The sequence below is a fragment of the Allobosea sp. P1_A7 genome (assembly GCF_056406775.1).
Genome location: NZ_JBFTZN010000018.1, coordinates 39,765 through 59,824, shown reverse-complemented (window position 1 = coordinate 59,824; position 20,060 = coordinate 39,765). Strand labels below are relative to the sequence as shown.

Genomic DNA, 20,060 nt, shown 5'->3' with positions numbered 1-20,060 from the left:
CAGGAATAGCACTCGCCCGTCATCGAAGCGTCACGCTAGGATGGCTTCAAGTTTGACAGGCGGGCGATCTCGGCCCGGCTTGCGTTCGAGACGAGGGCGAAACTCATGAATATCGAACCGACAAACGTGAAGGCCGCGGACATCGCGCCTCAGGTCGGTCCCATCGGTCTGCGCCATTCGCCGGCCCGCTTCGTCAATCGCGAGCTGTCCTGGCTGCAGTTCAACCGTCGGGTGATGGAGGAGGCGTCGAACCGCAACCATCCTCTGCTGGAGCAGCTCCGCTTCCTCTCGATCTCTGCCAATAATCTCGACGAGTTCTTCATGGTCCGCGTCTCGGGCCTGCGCGAGCAGCTCAAGGCGGGTGTCGTCACGCCCAGCCAGGATGGATTGACCCCGGCCGAGCAGCTGATCGAAATCGCCAAGGCGACGGCCGATCTTACCGCCGACCAGCAGGCGCGCTGGGTCGAACTCAAGCGCGAGCTGGACGATAATCGGATCGTGCTGCTGGGGCCGAAGGACATCGGTGCGCAGCACCGCACCTGGCTCGAGGACCACTTCCTCCATCTCGTCTTCCCCGTGCTGACGCCATTGGCGATCGACCCGGCGCATCCCTTTCCCTTCATCCCCAACCTTGGCTTCACGCTGGCGCTGGCGCTGGAGCGGATCAGCGATGGCCGGCAGCTCGACGCGCTGATCCGGGTTCCCGGGAAGATCGACCGCTTCATCGAGCTGCCCGATCTGGCACGCGACGGCGTGCACCGCTTCATCACGCTGGAAGACACCGTCTCGCTCTTCATCGGCAAGCTATTCCCTGGCTACGACGTCAAGGGAACCGGCTCGTTTCGCGTCATTCGCGACTCCGACCTCGATATCGAGGAGGAGGCCGAGGATCTGGTCCGCGTCTTCGAGACGATGCTGAAGCAGCGCCGCCGTGGCGTCGTCATCCGTCTCGAGGTCAGCGACGGCATGCCGCCGCATCTGCACCGGCTGATCGTGCGCGAACTGAAGGTCGATCCCGACGAGATCGTCCAGGTCGATGGTATGATCGGGCTGAACGAGCTCTCGCAGCTGGTCGGCGTCGACCGGCCGGACCTCAAGTTCAAGCCGTACAACGCCCGCTTCCCCGAGCGCATTCGCGAGCATGGCGGCGATTGCTTCGCCGCGATCCGCCAGAAGGACCTGCTCGTCCACCACCCCTATGAAAGCTTCGACGTCGTCGTGCAGTTCCTGCAGCAGGCGGCGCATGACCCCAACGTCGTCGCCATCAAGCAGACGCTCTACCGCACCTCATCGAACTCGCCGATCGTCAGGGCGCTGGCCGAGGCTGCCGAGGCGGGCAAGTCGGTGACGGCCCTGGTCGAGCTCAAGGCGCGCTTCGACGAGGAGGCGAATATTCGCTGGGCCAAGGATCTGGAGCGCGCGGGCGTGCAGGTCGTCTATGGCTTCATCGAGCTGAAGACCCACGCCAAGCTCTCGATGGTGGTGCGGCGCGAGGCCGGCCAACTCGTCAGCTACTGCCATATCGCGACCGGCAATTATCACCCGATCACGGCGCGCATCTACACCGACGTCTCCTTCTTCACCGCCGATCCGGTGATGGGGCAGGACGTCGCGCGCGTCTTCAACTTCATCACCGGCTATGCGGAGCCGGCCGAGCTGGAGCAGATGTCCGTCTCACCGGTGGGGCTGAAACAGCGCCTGCTGTCCGACATCGCCGAGGAGATTGCCCATGTGAAGGCAGGCCGCAAGGGTGCGATCTGGGGCAAGTGCAACTCGCTGGTCGACCCCGAGATCATCGACGCGCTCTATGATGCGAGCCAGGCCGGTGTGGAGATCGACTTCGTCGTGCGCGGCATCTGCTGCCTGAGACCCGGAATTCCGGGGCTGTCGGAGAACATCCGGGTCAAGTCGATTGTCGGACGCTTCCTCGAGCACACCCGGATCTATGCCTTCGGCGCCGGCTTCGGCCTGCCCTCGGCCAAGGCCAAGCTCTATATTTCCTCGGCCGATCTGATGCCGCGGAATCTCGATCGGCGCGTCGAGGCGTTAACCCCGATCCAGAATCCGACGGTGCACCAGCAATTGCTGGAGCAGATCATGCTGGCGAATTTCCTCGACAACGAGCAAAGCTGGACCATCTTGCCCGATGGTGGCTCAAGACGCATTGTCCCGCCGCCGAGCGACGAGTCGTTCAACGCCCACAAATATTTCATGACCAATCCGAGTTTGTCCGGACGTGGAAAATCGCTCTCCAATTCAAGCCCCCGCAGCCTTGCGCGCCGGACCGGCAGAAAGGCTTGACCCGGCGTTGATCCCGGGGCGGCTGAGCCTCGGCGAGACGCTCGCCATCGTCGATATCGGCTCGAACTCCGTGCGTCTCGTCGTCTACGAGATGCTGTCGCGTTCGCCGGCGCAGGTCTTCAACGAGAAGGAGATGGCCGGCCTCGGCCGTCAGGTCGCGACAACCGGGCGGCTTGCCGATGACGCCATCGAGAAGGCGCTTGGCGCGCTCGTGCGCTTCCGCATTCTCTGCGAGGCGATGCACGTCCGCGATATCCGGGTCATCGCGACGGCTGCGGCACGCGACGCCGCCAATGGACCTGCGTTCATTGCGCTTGCCGAGCGGGCGATCGGCCAGCCGATCGAGCTGATCTCCGGGGGGCGTGAAGCCTATTTGTCGGCTCTCGGCGTGATCTCGGGCTTTGACGCACCGCGTGGCGTCGTCGGCGACCTTGGCGGCGGCTCGCTTGAGCTTGCCGCCGTCGACAACGACCGGGTGGGCGAGGGGGCCAGCCTGCCGATTGGCGTGCTGGCGCTGCTCGACCGCTCGAAAGGCTCGGTCAAGCTCGCCGAGAAGATCGTCCGCGAGGCACTCGACAACCTGCCGCAGCTCGCCGCRATGCGCGGACGCGATTTCTACGCCGTCGGTGGCACCTGGCGTGCGCTCGCAACGTTGCATCAGCGCCAGTCGGTCTATCCGCTGAGCGTGATGCACGCCTACACCGTGCCGGCGCGGGACGTGACGGAATTCGCCAAGCTGGTCGAGCGGGCCGACAGCGCCGTGCTGGAATCGATCGAAGCAGTGTCCTCGGCGCGCCGGCCGCTCCTGGCCTATGGCGCACTGGTGCTCGACCAGTTGATCAAGCGCGGCCGTCCCAGGTCTGTTGTGATTTCGGCCAACGGTGTCCGCGAGGGACTGTTGCACGAACAGCTCCCCGACGAGKAGCGCAGGGTCGATCCGCTGCTTCAGGGGGCACAGGACTACAACCAGCTCAGGGCCCGCGACCCGCGGCATGCGATCGACCTGATTGCCTGGGTCGCAAAGCTCTTCGCCAGCGCTGGCATGCATGAGGATGCGGCAAGCCGCYGCTTGCAGGACGTCGCCTGCCTGCTCTCGGATATCGGCTGGCGCGCCCATCCGGACTATCGCGGCGAGCAGAGCCTCAATGTCATTGCCCATGCCGCCTTCAACGGCGTGGATCACCCCGGCCGCGCCTTCCTGGCGCTCGCCGTGTTCCATCGCTATGCCGGCGCCAAGAGCGACACGCCGGTGGCATCCGAGCTGCGGCGCCTCCTGACACCCCGGCAGCTCGAACGCGCGCTGCTGCTCGCGGCGACGTTCCGCGTGGCCTATCTGCTTTCTGCGGGCATGCCCGATATCCTGACCCGCATTTCGCTGACCTGCGTCGACCGCCGGCTCGTGCTGCGCTTCCCGGCAGACCTCAAGGCGCTGTCGAGCGAACGGGTCACCGGGCGGCTGAAGCAGCTCGCCCGCCTGCTCGGCCGCGAGCACGAGGTCGCGGCGGGCTAAGGCATCGGCCGGAAAGAGGGTTCGATCATCGGGCCCGATGCGATACCCGGTCCGGGGACCTAACGCCTGCTGACATCGACCTCGGTCGCCGAGCGTACATCGACATCGACAATCGCGAGGTCGGGGCGATCGATGGCCGGATAGGCGCGCGTCTCGCCTGGCCGTTGCACGAAGACCAGGCTGGCGAGGGCAGGGTGGCTCGCCAGTTTCGAACGTGCCAAGGCTGGCTCCATGGCGCCGGGAAGCACCAGATGTGCCTTTCTGCCTCCTTCGAGGCAGGCATGCAGGTCGCCGAGGCTGAACAGGCCAAGCGGCAGCAGCTCGACACCTGTCAGGATCGCCATACCGGGCCCGGAGGCGAGCGCGGCGAGGTCCCCGCCGACCAGCGTGGTGATGATCCGTGACGAGGCCAGCGGTTTCAGCAGGCGCGAAATCTCCAGCGCCTTGCTCAGCAATGCGCGTTCCGAGATGGCCTGCGGTCCCGCAAAGCTCCTGCTGTCGACGACCTGGAGGGCCGGGCGTTCCGTCGATTCCGGCAGGGGGTGGCGCACGCCATTCGCAATCAGGGTATCGAGCGGAGCGACGCCGTCGGGAATGTCACGGCCGAAACCGCCGACGAAGCGCGTTCCGAAGGCACGCATGGCAAGTGTCCGCAGCATCAGCAATGGGCGAACGTGCCCGATGCGGCCGGCGCCGAGGGCCATCACCGCCCCCGATGCCTCGATCAACCGGAGCAGATCCAGCTCATTGGCGTGCAGCGGCAACATCAGCGGCGAGAGGCCGGAGCGCAAGGCGGCCAGAATGGAAACCAGTGCCTCGGGCCCCAGCGGTGCAAGGATCGCGACGCTCGCRCCGGGCTGGGCATGATTGGTGCTCAGAAGCCCGGCGAGGCGCGAAACCCGGTCGTCCAGGTCCACGAAACTGAGGGAGCGCGGCTGCTCGTCGCTCCAGCTGCGGCGTCCGGGGGGATCGCGCAGCGCCGCCTCGTAGCCGCGGCTGCGCACCAGGGCCTTCAGCAAAGTATCGAGATCGAGGCCGTCTAGCAGGGCAGCAGCGTCGTCGTAGTCAGCCCGCATCGACGATCCTTCAGTTCGCCGGAGCGGGCGGCGCCGGGACGCGGGCCAGAACTTCGGTGGACAGGAAATAGGCCGGCCTGCGGGCCGGCAGCACGACATCGCGTGAACGAGCGAGCCAGGTCTCGGGCAAATAATAGAGCGGCACGACATAGAACCCGGAGATCAGCAGCCGGTCGAGCGTGCGCACCGAGGCAACGAAATCGGCGCGTTCGCGGGCGGAGAGCAGCGTTTTCAATACCGCGTCGACGGCCGGCGATTTCACGCCTGCATAGTTCAACGAGCCCTTGCGCTCGGCATTGCTCGAATCCCAGCGCCCGACCTGCTCGTTCCCGGGAGAGGCCGAGGCCGGCCATGTCCACTGGATCATGTCGAAATCGAAGGTGGAAAGGCGGCGCCAATACTGCACGTCGTCGATCAACCTGACCGTGACGGCGATGCCGAGCCTGGTCAGCGACTTCGCATAGTTCAGCGCAAGCCGCTCCTGCGGCCGGCTGGTGACGGTGATCTCGAAGCTCAGCGCCTCGCCGTTCTTGCTCTGGCGCAGCACGCCGTCCTGAAGTGCGTAACCAGCGCTCTGCAGCAGATCGAGCGCCTTGCGCGCCTGATCGCGGTCACGGCCGGAACCGTCGGTCGCCGAGGGCATCCAGGTTCCCGCGAGAACGTCCTCCCGGACGGCCCCGGGGAAGCCTGCGAGCAGTGCCTTCTCGCGCGCATCCGCCGCCACTCCGAGCGCGGAGAGCTCCGAATCCGCGAAGAAGCTGCCGGCCCGTCGATAGACGCCATGGAACAGATTGCGGTTGGCCCATTCGAAGTCGAACAGGATGCCGAGCGCCTCGCGCACCCTGACATCGGCGAAGACCGTGCGGCGCGTGTTGAAGACGAAGCCCGTCATGCCCTTCGGCGCCTCGAAGCGCAGCGCCTCCCGGACGATGCGGCCATCGCGCACGGCGGGAACATCATAGCCCGTCATCCAGCGTGTCGGGTCCCCTTCGAGACGGATATCGTAGAGGCCGGCCTTGAACGCTTCGAAGAGCGTATTGGCGTCTCGATAGAAATCGTAGCGGATCTCGTCGGCATTGAAGAGACCGCGGGTCAGCGGATGATCCTCGGCCCAGAAGCCGCTGCGGCGCTTCAAGGTCAGTGCCTCGCCCGGCTTCACGTCACTCACGAGATAGGGACCGGAGCCGAGAGCGGGCTTGAAGCTGGTCTCTGCGAAGGTTTCCGCATTGGTCGCGTGCTTGGCGAAGATCGGCATGGCGCCGATCACCAGCGGCAATTCGCGATTGGAGCCGTCGCCGAGCTCGAACTCGATCCGGCGCAGCGTGGGCACTGCGACCTTGGTCACGCGCCCGAGACTGGAGCGGTGGAACGGCTTGCCCTTGGTCCTCAGCATGTCGAAGGTGAAGCGCACATCTTCGGCAGTGACTGGCTGGCCATCCGAAAAGGTGGCCCGCGGATCGATCTCGAAGGCGAGCCGCGTGCGGTCGTCATTGAGCTCGATCTTGCTCGCCAGCAGGCCATAGGACGTGAAGGGCTCGTCAGCCGAGCGGAAGAGCAAGCTCTGCTGCACATAGCGGGGCACGGCGTCCGGGGCGACGCCGAGCACCACGAGCGGATTCAGGCTGTCGAAGGTGCCCTGCAGGCCAAAAATGATTCGCCCCCCCTTGGGAGCGGCCGGATCGGCATAGGGCAAATGCGCAAAGCCCTTCGCCAGGGAGGGCTCGCCATGCATGGCGATGGCATGATCGACCGATGGCGATTCGGCGCGCGCAACCGCGCCCGCCGCCAGAACGGCGGCAAGAATTGCGAAGATATGCCGTACCGCAACGCCAATCGCTGCAGCCGGCGCAAGATATGAACCCATTGCCTGACCTGATTCCCAGCGGCAAGAATAACACGGCTTGCCGGCCGTCACGTAAGCTGTTCAGACTGGAAACCTGCAGCAGAACTCGCTAAACGCAGCGCGAGGTGTCATTCAAACGCCGCAATCGCAACCGATGTGCACGGCCTTCCAGGGGCTGGCGCGCGTAAGCGATTGAGCCCGTCGACAATGATGCGCGCGGCTTGCGAAGTCGTGTTTCGAGATTCGCCTGGTAAGGAAAACCATATGACCGCTTCGTTCAGCCCGTCTCAGCGCCTGTCCGCCCGAGCGTTCGGCCTGGCCATGAGCGCCGTGATCGGCCTCAGCCCGGTCGCCGCCTTCGCTCAGCAGCAGCGTCCCGCCCAGCGCCCGGCCCAGCCACCGGCTCAGCAGCAGCCCGCGCAGCCGCCGGCCGGACAAGCTCAGCAGGGTGGTCCCACCGTCGTTCAGGTCAAGCCGGAGCCGTCTCAGACCAGCTGGACCAAGGTTTGCGGCAAGGATCAGGCCGCCAACAAGGAAATCTGCTACACGACGCGCGATTTCGTCTCGGATCAGGGCCAGCCGGTGCTTGCGGTTGCCGTCTATGACGTCAAGGGCGACGCGACCCGGATTGTGCGCTTCCTGATGCCGCTCGGCCTGATGCTGCAGCCTGGTGTCCGCTTCGGCGTAGACGCGGCGCAGCCGGTGCCCGGCCGTTACGCCATCTGCTTCCCGAACGGCTGCTTCGCCGAGGCGCAGGTGAAGGACGATGTCATCAACGCGATGAAGAAGGGCAATACGCTCAATATCAGCGTGCAGAATCAGACCGGCCGCGAGGTGACCTTCTCGATTCCGCTTGCCGATTTCGGCAAGGGCTTCGATGGCGCCCCGATCGACCCGAAGGTGCTGGAAGAACAGCAGAAGCAACTGCAGGACGAATTGTCCAAGCGCCAGGAAGAGCTGCGCCAGCGTCTTGGCGGCGGCGGAGCCAATGCGGCTCCGGGCGCTCCGGCGGCTCCCGGCGCGGCTCCCGCTCCCGGCGCTCCGGCTGCTCCCAAGCCCTGATCGGGTTGCCGTTCGCACAAACAGAAAAGGCCGGCCCCTCGGGGCGGGCCTTTTTCATGGGCCTTCTGCGTTTGCATCAGCTTTCCCGAGAGCCGGAACCCACTTTTCGGGCGGGCACTCCAATGGCGTCGGGCGGCGGGATCAGTTCAGGTCGGCCTTGTCGATGAGATAGCGGCCCTTGCGGTCGCGCCTGAAGAACTCCTTGGCCTGCGGATGGCGGATCGGCCGGCCGGATTCGTCGATCACGAGATTTTGCTCGGAAACATAGGCGACATATTCCGTCTCCTCGTTCTCCGCGAAGAGATGGTAGAATGGTTGGTCCTTCGACGGGCGCAGGTTCTCCGGGATCGCCAGCCACCATTCCTCCGTATTGGAGAAGGTGGGGTCGACGTCGAAAATCACCCCTCGGAACGGATAGACACGGTGTTTCACCACCTGCCCGATCCGGAATTTCGCTGAACGCGCTTCCATGTCTCGCCTTGACCCGTCCTCAAGCCGGCAGGCTCTCATACTGCCGGCTAACGTCGCCATCTCGCGCATGCGGTAGGATTGCGTCGCAAATAGGTCAAGATCAACGGCTGAAAGTCGCTAGTTCGGCGGCAATCCATAGCGCTCGGCGAGAGCCGGATCGCGAGCGGCAACCTGGTGGGCCAGATCGACGATGACCTTGGCCTGTTTCCAGGTGGCGTCGTCCTGCATCTTGCCGTCGATCATGACCGCGCCCGAGCCGTCGGGCATGGCTTCCAGGATGCGTCGGGCGAACGCGACCTCTCCGGGATCCGGGCTGAAGACGCGCTTGGCGATCTCGATCTGCGAGGGATGCAAGGTCCAGGCGCCGGCGCAACCGAGCAGGAAGGCGTTGCGGAACTGGGCTTCGCAGGCGGCTGCATCCGAGAAGTCGCCGAAGGGGCCGTAAAAGGGCTTCAACCCGGCCGACGCGCAGGCGTCGACCATCTTCGCCAGCGTATAATGCCAGAGATCCTGCTGAGCGACGGCGCGAGCGCCGCCTTCGGGGGAGGGGTCGGCGATCACCTTGTACTCGGGGTGCCCGCCGCCGACGCGCGTCGTCTTCATGGCGCGCGAAGCGGCCAGATCGGCTGGGCCAAGGCTCATGCCGTGCATGCGGGGGGAGGCCGTGGCGATGGCCTCGACATTCTTCACGCCTTCGGCTGTTTCAAGAATGGCATGGATCAGGATCGGCTTGCGGASCTGATGCCGCGCTTCGAACTGGGCGAGCAGCTGATCGACATAATGGATGTCCCAGGGCCCCTCGACCTTTGGCACCATTACGACATCGAGCTTGCCGCCGACCTCGGACATGATCGTGCTGATATCATCGAGAAACCAGGGCGAGTTCAGGGCGTTGACCCGCGTCCATAGGCCGGTCGCGCCGAAATCGACGGACTTGGCCATCATGATGAATCCGTCGCGCGCAGCCGTCTTGGCGTCGACCGGGATCGCATCCTCGAGATTGCCGAGCACGATATCGACCTGACCGGCGAGTTCCCCGACCTTGGCGCGGATCTTTTCAAGATGTGGCGGCACGAAATGGATCATGCGCTCCAGTTTCAGCGGCAGCTCCCGCAAGGGCTCCGGCGCGCCGATGGCGAGCGGGCGGAAGAACTGGCGCGGCGTCTTGGTTGGCATGGTGGGCTCCATGGTGCGTTGCAGCGAATGTGCCGGACCATGCAGCGCCCGTCTATTGGGCTTTCGCAGCGCGCCGGGCGTCGAACTGAGAATGATAGCCTAGGATGAAATTCCAGGGCGCGCGTCAGACAATATTCCTAGGCATTCATGCCTGTTGCATTGCCGGGCTGCGAGCGATGCGCTGCGCGGCTTTGCCGTTGGCCCTCGACCCGCTACACCGCCGCGATGCGCCTGCCTGTTACCCGGGAGGTGCACCCGCCCGAGGTTCCAGCGCGTATGGCCGAACTTGCCAGCCTGTTCAATCTGGTCGCGCCGTTCTTCGGCCTGATCGTCCTTGGCTTCGCTGTCGKGCGCTACAAGCGGCTCCCGGAAGAGGGGCTGGCGTGGATGCAGTACTTCCTGATCTACATCGCCCTCCCGGCGCTGTTCTACCGCCTGATTGCCGACAAGCCGCTGAGCGAGCTCTCGAACTGGGGCTTTGTCGGCGCCACGACGCTCGCCACCTTCTGCGTCTTCTCGCTCTCCTTCCTCATCGGCTTGAAATCCACGCACGGGCATATGCCCCAGGCGGTGATGCAGGCGGTCGCCGGCTCCTACTCGAATATCGGCTATATGGGCCCACCGTTGATCCTGGCCGCGCTCGGGCCGGTCGCGAGCGCGCCGGTGGCGCTGATCTTTGTCTTCGACAATATTCTGCTGTTCTCGCTGGTGCCCTTCCTGATGGCCCTGGCCGGCGTCGAGAAGAAGGGCTTTCTCGCGACAGCCGGCGAGGTGCTCTGGAAGGTGGTGACGCACCCCTTCAATCTCGCGACCCTGGCCGGCGTGATCGCGAGCTACACCAAGCTCGAATTGCCGACTGCGCTCGACAAGATGACGCTCTGGCTGTCGCAGGCGGCGGCTCCCTGCGCGCTGTTCCTGCTCGGCGTCACGGTGGCGCTGCGGCCGATGAGGTCGATGCCCGCGGAAGTGCCGGCCCTGGTCGCGGTCAAGCTCGTCCTCCACCCGCTGCTGGTCTGGGTGCTGCTCTCGGCGCTCGGAAATTTCGCCGACCCCTGGGTCTATGCGGCGGTGATCATGGCGGCGCTGCCGCCGGCCCTGAACATCTTCGTGATCTCGACGCAGTACAAGGTCGGCGTCGAGCGCGCCTCGGCCTGCATCCTCGTCGGCACCATCGTCTCGATGGTGACGCTGACGGGCTTCCTGTGGCTGGTGAAGACGGGCAGGATGGCGGCAGACCTGTTTCCCTGACGGCTGCCCTGCGCCCGTCCAATCCCCGGGATCGCGATGCTGCCGCTCGACGACCTTCTGGTTCTGGATTTCTCGACTTTGCTGCCGGGCCCGCTCGCGAGCCTGTTTCTGGCCGAGGCGGGTGCCGAGATCATCCGGATCGAGCGGCCGGGTGGTGAGGACCTCCGCCGCTTCCCACCGCGCTTCGGCGAGACCTCGGCTCCATTCGCTGCGCTCAACCGCGGCAAGAAGAGCATCGAGATCGACCTGAAATCCTCCGATTCCGCCGAATTGCTGCGCCCTCTGGTCGAGCGCGCCGACATCCTGATCGAACAGTTCCGCCCTGGCGTGATGGAGCGGCTCGGTCTCGGTTTCGAAGCCCTCCACATGATCAATCCCCGGCTGATCTATTGCTCGATCAGCGGCTATGGCCAGACCGGGCCGCGCTCCCAGGATGCCGGGCACGATATCAATTACCAGGCGATCGGCGGGCTGCTCGGGCAATCGCTGAAGCGTGGCGAGCCTCCGCCGCTGCCGCCGACGCTCGTTGCCGATATCGCAGGCGGGGCGATGCCGGCGGCGCTCAACATTCTGCTGGCGCTGCGCCAGCGCGAGCGCACCGGTCGAGGCTGCCATCTCGACATCGCGATGAGCGACGCTATGCCGACCTTCACCTGGTACAGCCTTGCCCAAGGGCAGGTGACGGGAAACTGGCCGGAAGGCGGCGAGGGGCTCCTGACCGGGGGAAGCCCGCGCTACGGGCTCTATGCCACCGGCGATGGCTGGTTTCTCGCGGTTGGAGCCCTGGAGCAGAAATTCTGGGAGGTCTTTTGCGAGGCGATCTCGCTCGATCCCGGCTTGAGCGATGATCGGATGAATCCGGAGGCGACGCGCTCCGCGATCGCCTCCATCATCGCATCGGAACCGGCGTCGTACTGGCGGAGCTATCTCGAGCCGCGCGATTGCTGCTGCACAGTCGTGCGCAGCCTCGAGGAGGCGCTGGCCGACCCGCACCTGACTGCGCGCGGCCAGCTCGACRACCAGGCGGAGGAGCCGGGAGGCAGGCGCCTTGTCTCGACCCCCTTGCCACTGGCCCCGGTTTTCCGGGAGCACGCGCCCGCACTGCTGCGCGTGCCGTCGAGCGGTGGTGATCAGGAGTTGCTGCAGACAGAACCCGACAGGGGCGACTGATCGCGGGCCGCTCAGTTGGCCATGCCGCCAGCCAGGCCCTGGCGCATGACGATCCGGCGCAACGGCCCGATCTGCGAGAGCGCGAGCAGGCCGGCGCCACGCATTAGGTCGGCGGGGAGCAGGTCGGTCAGCAAGGTCCGGTTCAGCGCATCGACCGCACCGGTACGCAGCCGTACATCCGTCTGCCGCGCCGAATCATAGGCGGCAATCACCGCGTCGCTGCCCGGGTCTTCGGCGTCATGCAGGACGCGACGCAGGGCTGCGACGTCGCGCAAACCGAGATTGAGCCCCTGAGCGCCGATCGGCGGGAAGACATGGGCCGCTTCCCCGATCAATGCCATCCGGTTCGCCCCGAAACGTGTTACCGAGAGGCCGCCCATGGGAACGCGCCCACGCGCCCCCTCGACGGTCATGGCCCCGAGCAGGGAATGCGTCTGCCTCTCGACGCTGCGGGCGAACGTGGCATCGTCCAGCGCGGCGATCCGCTCGGCCTCTCTCGGCTCGAGCATCCAGACCAGCGAAGAGCGGTGGCCGGGCAGGGGAACGAGCGTGCAGGGGCCGCTGCGCGTGTGGAATTCCGTCGAGGTCTCGCGATGGTCGCGGCGATGGCCGAGGATCGCCGTCAAGGCGATCTGCGGATAGCGCCAGTCCCTGGTGGTGATACCGGCAGCGTCCCGCACGCGGGATTGGCGACCATCGGCGCCGATCACCAGCCGGGCGCAGAAGGGCTCGAACTCGGCTCCGGAGATCCTGACCGCATCATCTTGGGCTTCGATCGCCGAAACCATATGGGGCACGCTCCGGATGTTCGGGTTGGCCTGGACATGCTCGGCCAGCGCCGCAACGAGATCGGCATTCTCGACATTCCAGCCGAAAGCGTCGAGCCCGAGTTCGGACGCGTAGAACTCGACCGGTGGCTGCCGGAACAGGCTGCCGGTGTCATCGACAAGGCGCATCACCGCGAGCGGAGCAGCCTTGCCGTCGAGGGCCGGGAGCAGGCCGAGCTCGGCGAGCATCCGCCAGGAGCCGTCGAGCAGCGCCACGGTGCGACCGTCTCGCGGGGCGACCGGGCGGCCGAATACGGTGACCTGCCAGCCATCTGCCGCACAAGCGAGCGCGGCGGCCAGCCCAACGGCGCCGGCGCCAATGATGGCGATCTCGGCCTGATCAGAATGCGGGAGCGTAGCACGCGAAGTCATGGCACTTGGCTAGCCGACCCGAAGGCGTCTGGCCAGTCCGCGCTGCGTCGCAGCCCCGCACAGAGACTGCGTGAAATGGGCCCTGACGAAGGACGGAAGCGTTCATGCCGCGCCCCGATCCCGCACCATCATCTGCCGACCCGGCGTTGGGCGCCGACCCGCCCAGCAGTCCGGCCGTTGCGTTGATGCGATGCAAGTCCCTATGGTCCGGCCTTCACGTGATGGAGCAATGTCAATGGTCAAGGCGATACGCGTTCACCAGACCGGCGGACCCGAGGTTCTGAAATACGAGGACGTTGCGTTGCCGGCGCCCGGGCCAGGCGAGCTGCTGGTGAGGAACCGCGCGATCGGCCTCAACTTCATCGATACCTATTTTCGATCGGGCCTTTACGCGGCCCCCAAGCTGCCCTTCGTGCTGGGCAACGAGTCGGCCGGTGACGTCCTTGCCGTCGGCCCCGATGTCACCGAGTTCAAGCCGGGCGACCGCGTCGCCTGCGTTGCGACGCTCGGAGCCTATGCCGAGGAGCGCATCGTGGCGGCGGCATCGACGGTGGCTCTGCCGGCTGCGATCTCCTTTGAGGCTGCGGCCAGCATGATGCTGAAGGGCCTGACCGCCGAATATCTGCTGCACCGGACCTACAAGGTGAAGCCGGGCGACACGATCCTTGTGCATGCTGCCGCTGGCGGCACCGGCCTGATTCTGTGCCAGTGGGGCAAGGCGCTCGGCGCGACCGTGATCGGCACCGCAGGCTCCAGGGACAAGGCCGAGCTCGCCAAGGCGCATGGTGCCGACGAGGTCATTCTCTACCGTGACGAGAATGTCGCGGCGCGGGTCAAGGACATCACCGGCGGAAAGCTCTGCGACGTGGTCTATGACGGCGTCGGCAAGGACACGTTCATGGCCTCGCTCGACTCGCTCAAGCCCTTTGGCGTGCTTGCGAGCTTCGGCAATGCGTCGGGCGCGGTCGAAGCGTTCAATCTCGGCATCCTGGCTGCAAAGGGCTCGCTCTACGTCACCCGTCCGACACTGAACTCCCACACCGCAAAGCGCGAAACGATGGTCGAGATGGCGAAGAACCTGTTCGGCGCCGTCACCTCGGGCAAGGTCACGATACCGGTGAACGCGACCTTCCCGATGAAGGATGCAGCCGAGGCACATCGCACGCTGGAGAGCCGCGGCACGACGGGCTCGACGGTCCTCATTCCGTAGCGTTCGCCGCCTCGTCGCAGCAATCTCGCCCAGATTGTTGCCTAGATCTCCTGCCGCCGGGGGCGGCAGGATGGGTGGCTGGGCAAGATGAAGAAGGCGATTCGGGCACTATGTGTCGTGCCGGCGCTGATCGGCGCGGGCGTATTGGTGCTGCCGCGCGGGTGGAATGGCCTGCAGTTGCAGGTGGCGGCCAATGACCCCGTGGCCCTGTCGGACCTGCGTCTGCAGGGCGTGCTTGCGTCCGGGCGCATCGCAGACGAGATCGATGCGGCGATTGCCGCTGGCGACACCGACCTTGCCGGCAGCTTTGTCGATCTGGCCGCCGAGCATCGCCTCATTGTCACAGAGGACCAGCGCAAGCGCCTCGCGCGCTTGAAGGACGAGGCGACGACGCGCGCGCTCAAGGATTTCGGCTCCGGTTTCCTGTCGGGCGAACGCGCGAGCAATGCCGGCTTCGCCGGCGCGGTGGTCAGCGACGTTGTCGGCGTCGGCGACCTGCGGGACATCGCCGGTGAAGGCCAGAAGCTGCTCCGCGGCGAGGCAACGGATCATGTTGTCCTGGTGCTGGCGGCCGGCGGGCTCGCTCTGAGCGTTGCGACATGGGCGAGCCTCGGCAGCGGCCTGCCGGCACGCGGTGGTCTCAGCGTCGTCAAGGCAACGGCGAAGGCAGGCATGCTGTCGCCAAAGCTGACGGCCAATCTCACGCGCATGGCCGCGGGAGCCGTCGATCGTCCGGCTCTGACAGCCAGTCTCTCCGCTGCTGCGCGCTTCGACCTGGCAGCAGCCCGCGCATCCTCGGCTGCGATCGTGCGGCCGGCGGCAATGACGCGCCTGGCAACGCTTGGGCAGGATGCCGGCGCAGTCTATGCCCGGACCGGCCAGGCCGGTCTGCGCCAGGTTCTCGCGGTTGCAGACGAGGCCGGCGATATTGGGCGCGCGGCACGGCTGAGCGCCGCCAAGGGGTCCACCACCCGTGCGGTCCTGAAGGTGCTCGGACGTTCGGCGCTGGTGCTGGGCGCGCTCAGTCTCACGACCATGAGCTGGATCTTCGCCCTGATCGGCTATGCGGTGGCGCTGGCCATGCTCGCGCAGAGATTTGGCTGGTGGCTCGGGCGCCTCGGTTCAGCCCGGCGAAAGCCGGCTATCTGAGAGCAGGGCCGATCATCGTTCCGACGCCTGTGAACCTGCTGCGGAGACGACGCGACCAATGAGGGCCAGCGGACGCTGATCCTCATTCGGGAGCATGTCATGAACCGGACACTTCGTTTCACTGGTCTGTTCTTGGCCTCTCTCACCATCTCGACGGTCGCAATGTCGCAGCAGAACGGCAGCGGGCATGGCGGCGACGATGGCGGTCGGAGCGGCAAGGGCGCAGCAGGCGGAAGCGCTCGGTCCGTGTTTCAGCTGCTGCGCGAATTCCCTGGGGGGAAGGCACGCCTCACCCGCGCAGTCGCGCTCCGTGGCGGGGGCGCCAACCGGATCGATCATGTCTGCAGCGAGCCGCCTCCGTCACGGCGCCTGCCGTCGCGTTCCAACAGACCTGCCTTGGGGTAGCGAGGTCTTCCTCTATCGCGGGCGCGGCGACCAGATCATGCGCGCCCTTGCGAAAGTGGACAGGCCCGATCAGACCGCGATTCCGTGCAGATCGTAGGCGTCGGCCCGCTCGATCTTCACCATCACGATCTCGCCGGCCCGGAGCGGCCGGCGGCTCGCAACATAGACATTGCCGTCGATCTCGGGCGCATCCCATTTGGAGCGGCCCTTGGCGACCGTCGGGCCCGCCTCGTCGATGATCACCTGAATGCGCTTGCCGACCCGGCTCTTGACGATCCGGGTACTGATTTCGGCCTGCGCCTTCATGAAACGATGCCAGCGCGCTTCCTTCTCGTCCTCCGGGATCAGCGGCAGGCCGAGATCATTGGCAGGCGCACCCTTGACCGGCTCGTATTTGAAGCAGCCGACGCGCTCGAGCTTTGCTTCCCTCAGCCAGTCGAGCAGGAACTGGACATCCTCTTCCGTCTCGCCGGGGAAGCCGACGATGAAGGTTGAGCGGATGGCGAGATCGGGACAGATCTCGCGCCATTTGCGCAGGCGGTCGAGCGTGCGGTCCTGATGAGCCGGGCGCTTCATCGCCTTGAGAACGCTGGGAGATGCGTGCTGAAAGGGAATATCGAGATAGGGCAGAATGAGCCCTTCCTGCATCAGCGGGATGACCTCGTCGACATGCGGATAGGGATAGACATAGTGCATCCGCACCCAGACCCCCATCTGGCCGAGTTCCCGCGCCAGCTCGAAGAAGCGCGTGCGGACCTCGCGATCCTTCCAGAGCGAGGGGGCGTATTTGACATCGAGGCCATAGGCACTGGTGTCCTGGGAGATGACCAGCAGTTCCTTGACGCCAGCCTTGACCAGTTTCTCGGCCTCGCGCAGCACATCGCCGATCGGTCGCGAGACCAGGTCCCCGCGCAGCTTCGGGATAATGCAGAAGCTGCAGCGATTGTTGCAACCCTCTGAAATCTTGAGATAGGCGTAGTGCCTCGGCGTGAGCTTGATGCCCTGGTCCGGCACCAGGTCGACAAAAGGATCGTGCCTGGGCGGCACCGCCTGATGCACGGCCGAGACGACGCTCTCATAGGCCTGGGGACCGGTGATCGCCAGCACGTTCGGGAAGGCGTCGCGAATCTGCTCGGGCTCGGCGCCCATGCAGCCGGTCACGATGACCTTGCCGTTCTCGGCCATGGCTGAGCCGATCGCCTCCAGCGACTCCGCCTTGGCGCTGTCGAGGAAGCCGCAGGTATTGACGATGACGAGGTCAGCGCCCGCATGGCTCTTGCTGAGCTCATAGCCTTCCGAGCGCAGCGAGGTGATGATGCGTTCGGAATCGACGAGGGCCTTGGGACAGCCCAGGGAGACGAAAGAAATCTTCGGCGCGACGGCGTTCATCGGCGACAAGCTCGGACACTGGATCAGGAAGGGGCGCGGCGGGGCCGGCGCATATGGCGCTTCCTTTGACGTGTTTTTAGAGGTTTTGCAAATTGCAGCCGAGATCGCAGGCAAAGCCGCCGGATTCCCTATCCCTTGCAATGTTCATTCAATCGAGCCCCGGGACGATGCCGGCGGGCGAGGCAGCCGTTGCGTCGTCGCGGATGGAGATCACGATGAACAGGGCCCGCACCAGCATCGCCAGGGGCGTCGCGACCATGCTGGCGCTTTCAGGTGCCGCCGCTTCGGCACAGGCGCATCCAAAGGCCGGCTTGGCGCCGCCATTGCCCGCCAGTGCGCCGCGCGTGCGGCCGGTCCAGGACGAAGGAGCGCCCCATTCGCCCTGCAGGGATGGGCGCTTCAGCTTCGGCCGACCGGTCGATTGCGAGGCGGAACTGCGACGCTGGCACGCAGGCCGCGCGCCCTCCGACCCCTGCACGGACGGGCGCTACAGTTCAGGCGAGGCGTATGACTGCCATGCGGAGTACCAGCCCTGGAGGTGGCGGGAACGGGCGAAGGACAACGGCTTCTGGAAATAGCTGCGTGCTCAGGCGGCCAGGCCTGGCTGGGGGAAGACCATCCTGAGACAGGCACCGCCCGATGCTGAATCGAGCGCGAGCACCTCGCCTCCGTGACGATGCATGATCTCGCGAACAAGGTTGAGACCGAGGCCCGAGCCGCGGCTTTGCGCATGAAGCCTTTGAAAGGGCTCGAAGACACGTTCGCGTTGCTCGCGCGGAATGCCGCATCCGTCGTCCTGGATGTCGATGATCGCGGAGTGACCGACGCGGACGGCAATCGTTCCAGCCCGGCCGCCATGCTCGATCGCGTTCTGGACCAGATTGGTCAGGGCCCGCTCGACCGATAGCGGATCTCCAATGACCGTGACCGGATCTCCCTCGGGCTTGAACTCCATCTGATAGCCGGCGGCGAAGGCCAGGGGCGCGAGGTCGACCACGACCCGCTTCGCAATCGCGTTGAGGTCCATGGGCGTGAACGTGTCCGTCTGCTGATCGAGCCGCTCAAGGTCAAGAAGCTGCTCCATCATGGTCGCCAGCCGCGCAACATCCTGGAGGAGGCGCGTCTTCTCTTCGCCCGCCGGCAGGGATGCCAGCCTCGTATTGAGAATGGCGACGGGCGTCCGCAGTTCATGCGCGGCTGCCGCCAGGAAGCGCTTGTGTTGCTCGTAGCCCCTGTCGAGACGTCCAAGGGCGGCATTCACCGCCGTGACTAGCGGCGTGATCTCGACCGGCACGTCATCGAGGGGCAAACGAACACCCCGCCGGTCGATCTCGATGCGCCCGGCCTGCGCCGCTGCCCGGCCCAATCCGGCCAAGGCTCCTCGGACCACCAGCGGAGTGACGAGCAGGGCCGCGACCGCCATCACGGCGAGAACGGGCAGAACCTCCTTGAGGAACACGAGGCTCATCCCCAGGGCCACAAGATAGAGCGATGCCCGGGTCTCGGTGCCCGTCACGACCTGGACCTCGCCAGCTGCGCTGTTCACCCATCTGACCCGTGCCGTGGCGCGGGGAGGATCGCCGATATTCCAGCCCAGCCGGGCCTGGCCGATATGGTCGAGGCTGTCGCCGAGCTGGCTGAAATCCGCAGGAACGGCTCCTTCGGACACGCGGTGGCCCGTGCGGTCCCGGATGACGAACCAGAGATTTGGATTAGAAGCCCGCATCCGGGTCAATTGGCGCGTTGGCCGCAGCACCAGCTTGCCAGTCGGCCCGCGCGCCACCGCGCCTCGCAGGGTCTCAATGGTGCTCTCGACCGATGAGAAGTCGAACAACGCCCCTGTGGCGAACAAGCCAGCGACGATCAGCATGATGGCGGCAGCCTGGAACGCCATGAGCCGCCCGATCAGCCGGCGCTTGAGGGAATACCCGCCATCCATCGTCAGGCGGTTTCGCGGATGAGGTAACCGACTCCGCGAATCCCATCGATCGTCGCGCCGGCATCAGCTTCCGCAAGCTTGCGGCGCAGGCGAGAGACATGGGTATCGAGCGCGTTGGACTGGATCTCGTCATCCAGACCGAACACGGCCTCCATCAGGAAGGTTCGCAAGACCATTCGCCCCATCCGGCGCATCAGGGCTTCCAGCACCAGCAATTCGCGCCGCGGCATGGCGAGCATCTGGCCTGCCACACGGGTCTCGCGGTGCACGAAATCGAAGGAAAGGCGACCGATCCGCACCGTATCGGAGCGCATGCCGGCAGGCCGGCGCAGGAGTGCGCGCAGGCGCGCCAGAAGTTCCTCGAAGGCGAAAGGCTTGCCGAGATAGTCATCGGCTCCATGGTCAAGACCCGCGACCCGGTCGTTCAAGTCCCCACGCGCCGTCAGCATGAGGACCGGCACCGTGTCGCCCTTTGCCCGCAGCCTTCGGACCAGGTCCAGGCCGTCGCCATCGGGCAACTGGCGGTCAAGCAGCACTGCATCATAGATGCCGCAGCTTTCGCTCAGCATTGCCTCTGCATCCGCTCTGGTTGGCAGATGGTCCACGACCATGTCCTGACGGGTCAGCGCAGTGCGCAGCGCTGAAGCCATTGCCGGCTCATCCTCGACCAACAAGATGCGCAAGGCGGAATCTCCCGCTCCTCGGGGGTAACCGCCTATCGAGTGCGGATTGCGCCAACCTTGCATGGAAGGTCGGTCCCGACCTCGCCGGCGAGAGCTCATTCCGGCCTAATCGAGCCCGGCACGCCCCTGCGCCTCCGCATGACAGGCTGGCTCAACCCCGTCGTGGCATCGATGCCGACGGCGCCGCGAAACAGAGCGGTGCACTCATGGAAGCTCCGGGCCCGCTCAA

Annotated in this window: 16 protein-coding genes; 7 read left to right on the top strand and 9 right to left on the bottom strand. The window is 65.7% G+C overall.

Annotated elements, in window-relative coordinates; genetic code table 11:
• Window positions 1-105: 105 nt before the first annotated feature.
• Both AC1D34_RS04980 and ppx read left to right on the top strand, forming a co-directional pair.
• Window positions 106-2,301, top strand: coding sequence for an RNA degradosome polyphosphate kinase (locus AC1D34_RS04980; protein WP_441507649.1), 2,196 nt, complete (start codon window positions 106-108; stop codon window positions 2,299-2,301).
• A 7-nt stretch (window positions 2,302-2,308) separates the two neighbouring features.
• A complete protein-coding gene (ppx, locus tag AC1D34_RS04975; RefSeq protein WP_476823646.1) occupies window positions 2,309-3,811 on the top strand; it encodes an exopolyphosphatase in 1,503 nt (500 codons plus the stop codon).
• 59 nt (window positions 3,812-3,870) lie between these two features.
• On the opposite strand, the gene AC1D34_RS04970 is transcribed toward ppx, so the two are convergent.
• Window positions 3,871-4,887 carry an AMP-binding protein gene (locus tag AC1D34_RS04970; protein WP_441507650.1) on the bottom strand — a complete coding sequence of 339 codons (1,017 nt, stop codon included), beginning with the start codon at window positions 4,885-4,887 and terminating at the stop codon, window positions 3,871-3,873.
• A 10-nt stretch (window positions 4,888-4,897) separates the two neighbouring features.
• Window positions 4,898-6,751, bottom strand: coding sequence for an extracellular solute-binding protein (locus tag AC1D34_RS04965; RefSeq protein ID WP_476823645.1), 1,854 nt, complete (start codon window positions 6,749-6,751; stop codon window positions 4,898-4,900).
• 243 nt (window positions 6,752-6,994) lie between these two features.
• Between AC1D34_RS04965 and AC1D34_RS04960 the strand changes: the two genes are divergently transcribed.
• Window positions 6,995-7,792, top strand: a complete 798-nt coding sequence (locus AC1D34_RS04960) for an invasion associated locus B family protein (RefSeq protein ID WP_441491711.1) — start codon at window positions 6,995-6,997, stop codon at window positions 7,790-7,792.
• Between the two features lie 141 nt (window positions 7,793-7,933).
• Here AC1D34_RS04960 and hspQ read toward each other — a convergent pair whose 3' ends face one another.
• Both hspQ and AC1D34_RS04950 read right to left on the bottom strand, forming a co-directional pair.
• Window positions 7,934-8,263, bottom strand: coding sequence for a heat shock protein HspQ (hspQ, locus tag AC1D34_RS04955; RefSeq protein WP_043242591.1), 330 nt, complete (start codon window positions 8,261-8,263; stop codon window positions 7,934-7,936).
• A gap of 117 nt (window positions 8,264-8,380) precedes the next feature.
• A complete protein-coding gene (locus tag AC1D34_RS04950) occupies window positions 8,381-9,439 on the bottom strand; it encodes an HpcH/HpaI aldolase/citrate lyase family protein (protein ID WP_476823644.1) in 1,059 nt (352 codons plus the stop codon).
• A gap of 276 nt (window positions 9,440-9,715) precedes the next feature.
• On the opposite strand from AC1D34_RS04950, the gene AC1D34_RS04945 reads away from it, so the two are divergent.
• Both AC1D34_RS04945 and AC1D34_RS04940 read left to right on the top strand, forming a co-directional pair.
• The gene (locus AC1D34_RS04945; RefSeq protein ID WP_476823643.1) at window positions 9,716-10,687 is read left to right on the top strand and encodes an AEC family transporter; all 972 of its coding nucleotides are present in this window, start codon (window positions 9,716-9,718) and stop codon (window positions 10,685-10,687) included.
• A 36-nt stretch (window positions 10,688-10,723) separates the two neighbouring features.
• A complete protein-coding gene (locus AC1D34_RS04940) occupies window positions 10,724-11,857 on the top strand; it encodes a CaiB/BaiF CoA transferase family protein (RefSeq protein WP_476823642.1) in 1,134 nt (377 codons plus the stop codon).
• An 11-nt stretch (window positions 11,858-11,868) separates the two neighbouring features.
• Here AC1D34_RS04940 and AC1D34_RS04935 read toward each other — a convergent pair whose 3' ends face one another.
• Window positions 11,869-13,056: a UbiH/UbiF family hydroxylase gene (locus tag AC1D34_RS04935; protein ID WP_441507654.1), complete on the bottom strand. Its 1,188-nt coding sequence runs from the start codon at window positions 13,054-13,056 to the stop codon at window positions 11,869-11,871.
• A 235-nt stretch (window positions 13,057-13,291) separates the two neighbouring features.
• Here AC1D34_RS04935 and AC1D34_RS04930 point away from each other — a divergent pair, with 235 nt between their 5' ends.
• Window positions 13,292-14,266: a quinone oxidoreductase family protein gene (locus AC1D34_RS04930; protein WP_441491706.1), complete on the top strand. Its 975-nt coding sequence runs from the start codon at window positions 13,292-13,294 to the stop codon at window positions 14,264-14,266.
• An 87-nt stretch (window positions 14,267-14,353) separates the two neighbouring features.
• A complete protein-coding gene (locus AC1D34_RS04925; protein ID WP_476823641.1) occupies window positions 14,354-15,415 on the top strand; it encodes a hypothetical protein in 1,062 nt (353 codons plus the stop codon).
• A 474-nt stretch (window positions 15,416-15,889) separates the two neighbouring features.
• Here AC1D34_RS04925 and rimO read toward each other — a convergent pair whose 3' ends face one another.
• From rimO to AC1D34_RS04905, 4 genes are all read right to left on the bottom strand, one after another.
• On the bottom strand, window positions 15,890-17,209 hold the full coding sequence (rimO, locus tag AC1D34_RS04920) for a 30S ribosomal protein S12 methylthiotransferase RimO (RefSeq protein ID WP_476823640.1): 1,320 nt from the start codon (window positions 17,207-17,209) through the stop codon (window positions 15,890-15,892).
• A gap of 148 nt (window positions 17,210-17,357) precedes the next feature.
• On the bottom strand, window positions 17,358-17,687 hold the full coding sequence (locus AC1D34_RS04915) for a hypothetical protein (protein ID WP_441507656.1): 330 nt from the start codon (window positions 17,685-17,687) through the stop codon (window positions 17,358-17,360).
• Window positions 17,688-17,795: 108 nt separating this feature from the next.
• A complete protein-coding gene (locus tag AC1D34_RS04910; RefSeq protein ID WP_441491747.1) occupies window positions 17,796-19,154 on the bottom strand; it encodes a sensor histidine kinase in 1,359 nt (452 codons plus the stop codon).
• Window positions 19,151-19,831: a response regulator transcription factor gene (locus tag AC1D34_RS04905; protein WP_441491702.1), complete on the bottom strand. Its 681-nt coding sequence runs from the start codon at window positions 19,829-19,831 to the stop codon at window positions 19,151-19,153. The genes AC1D34_RS04910 and AC1D34_RS04905 overlap by 4 nt, the downstream gene beginning before the upstream one ends.
• Between the last annotated feature and the right edge of the window lie 229 nt (window positions 19,832-20,060).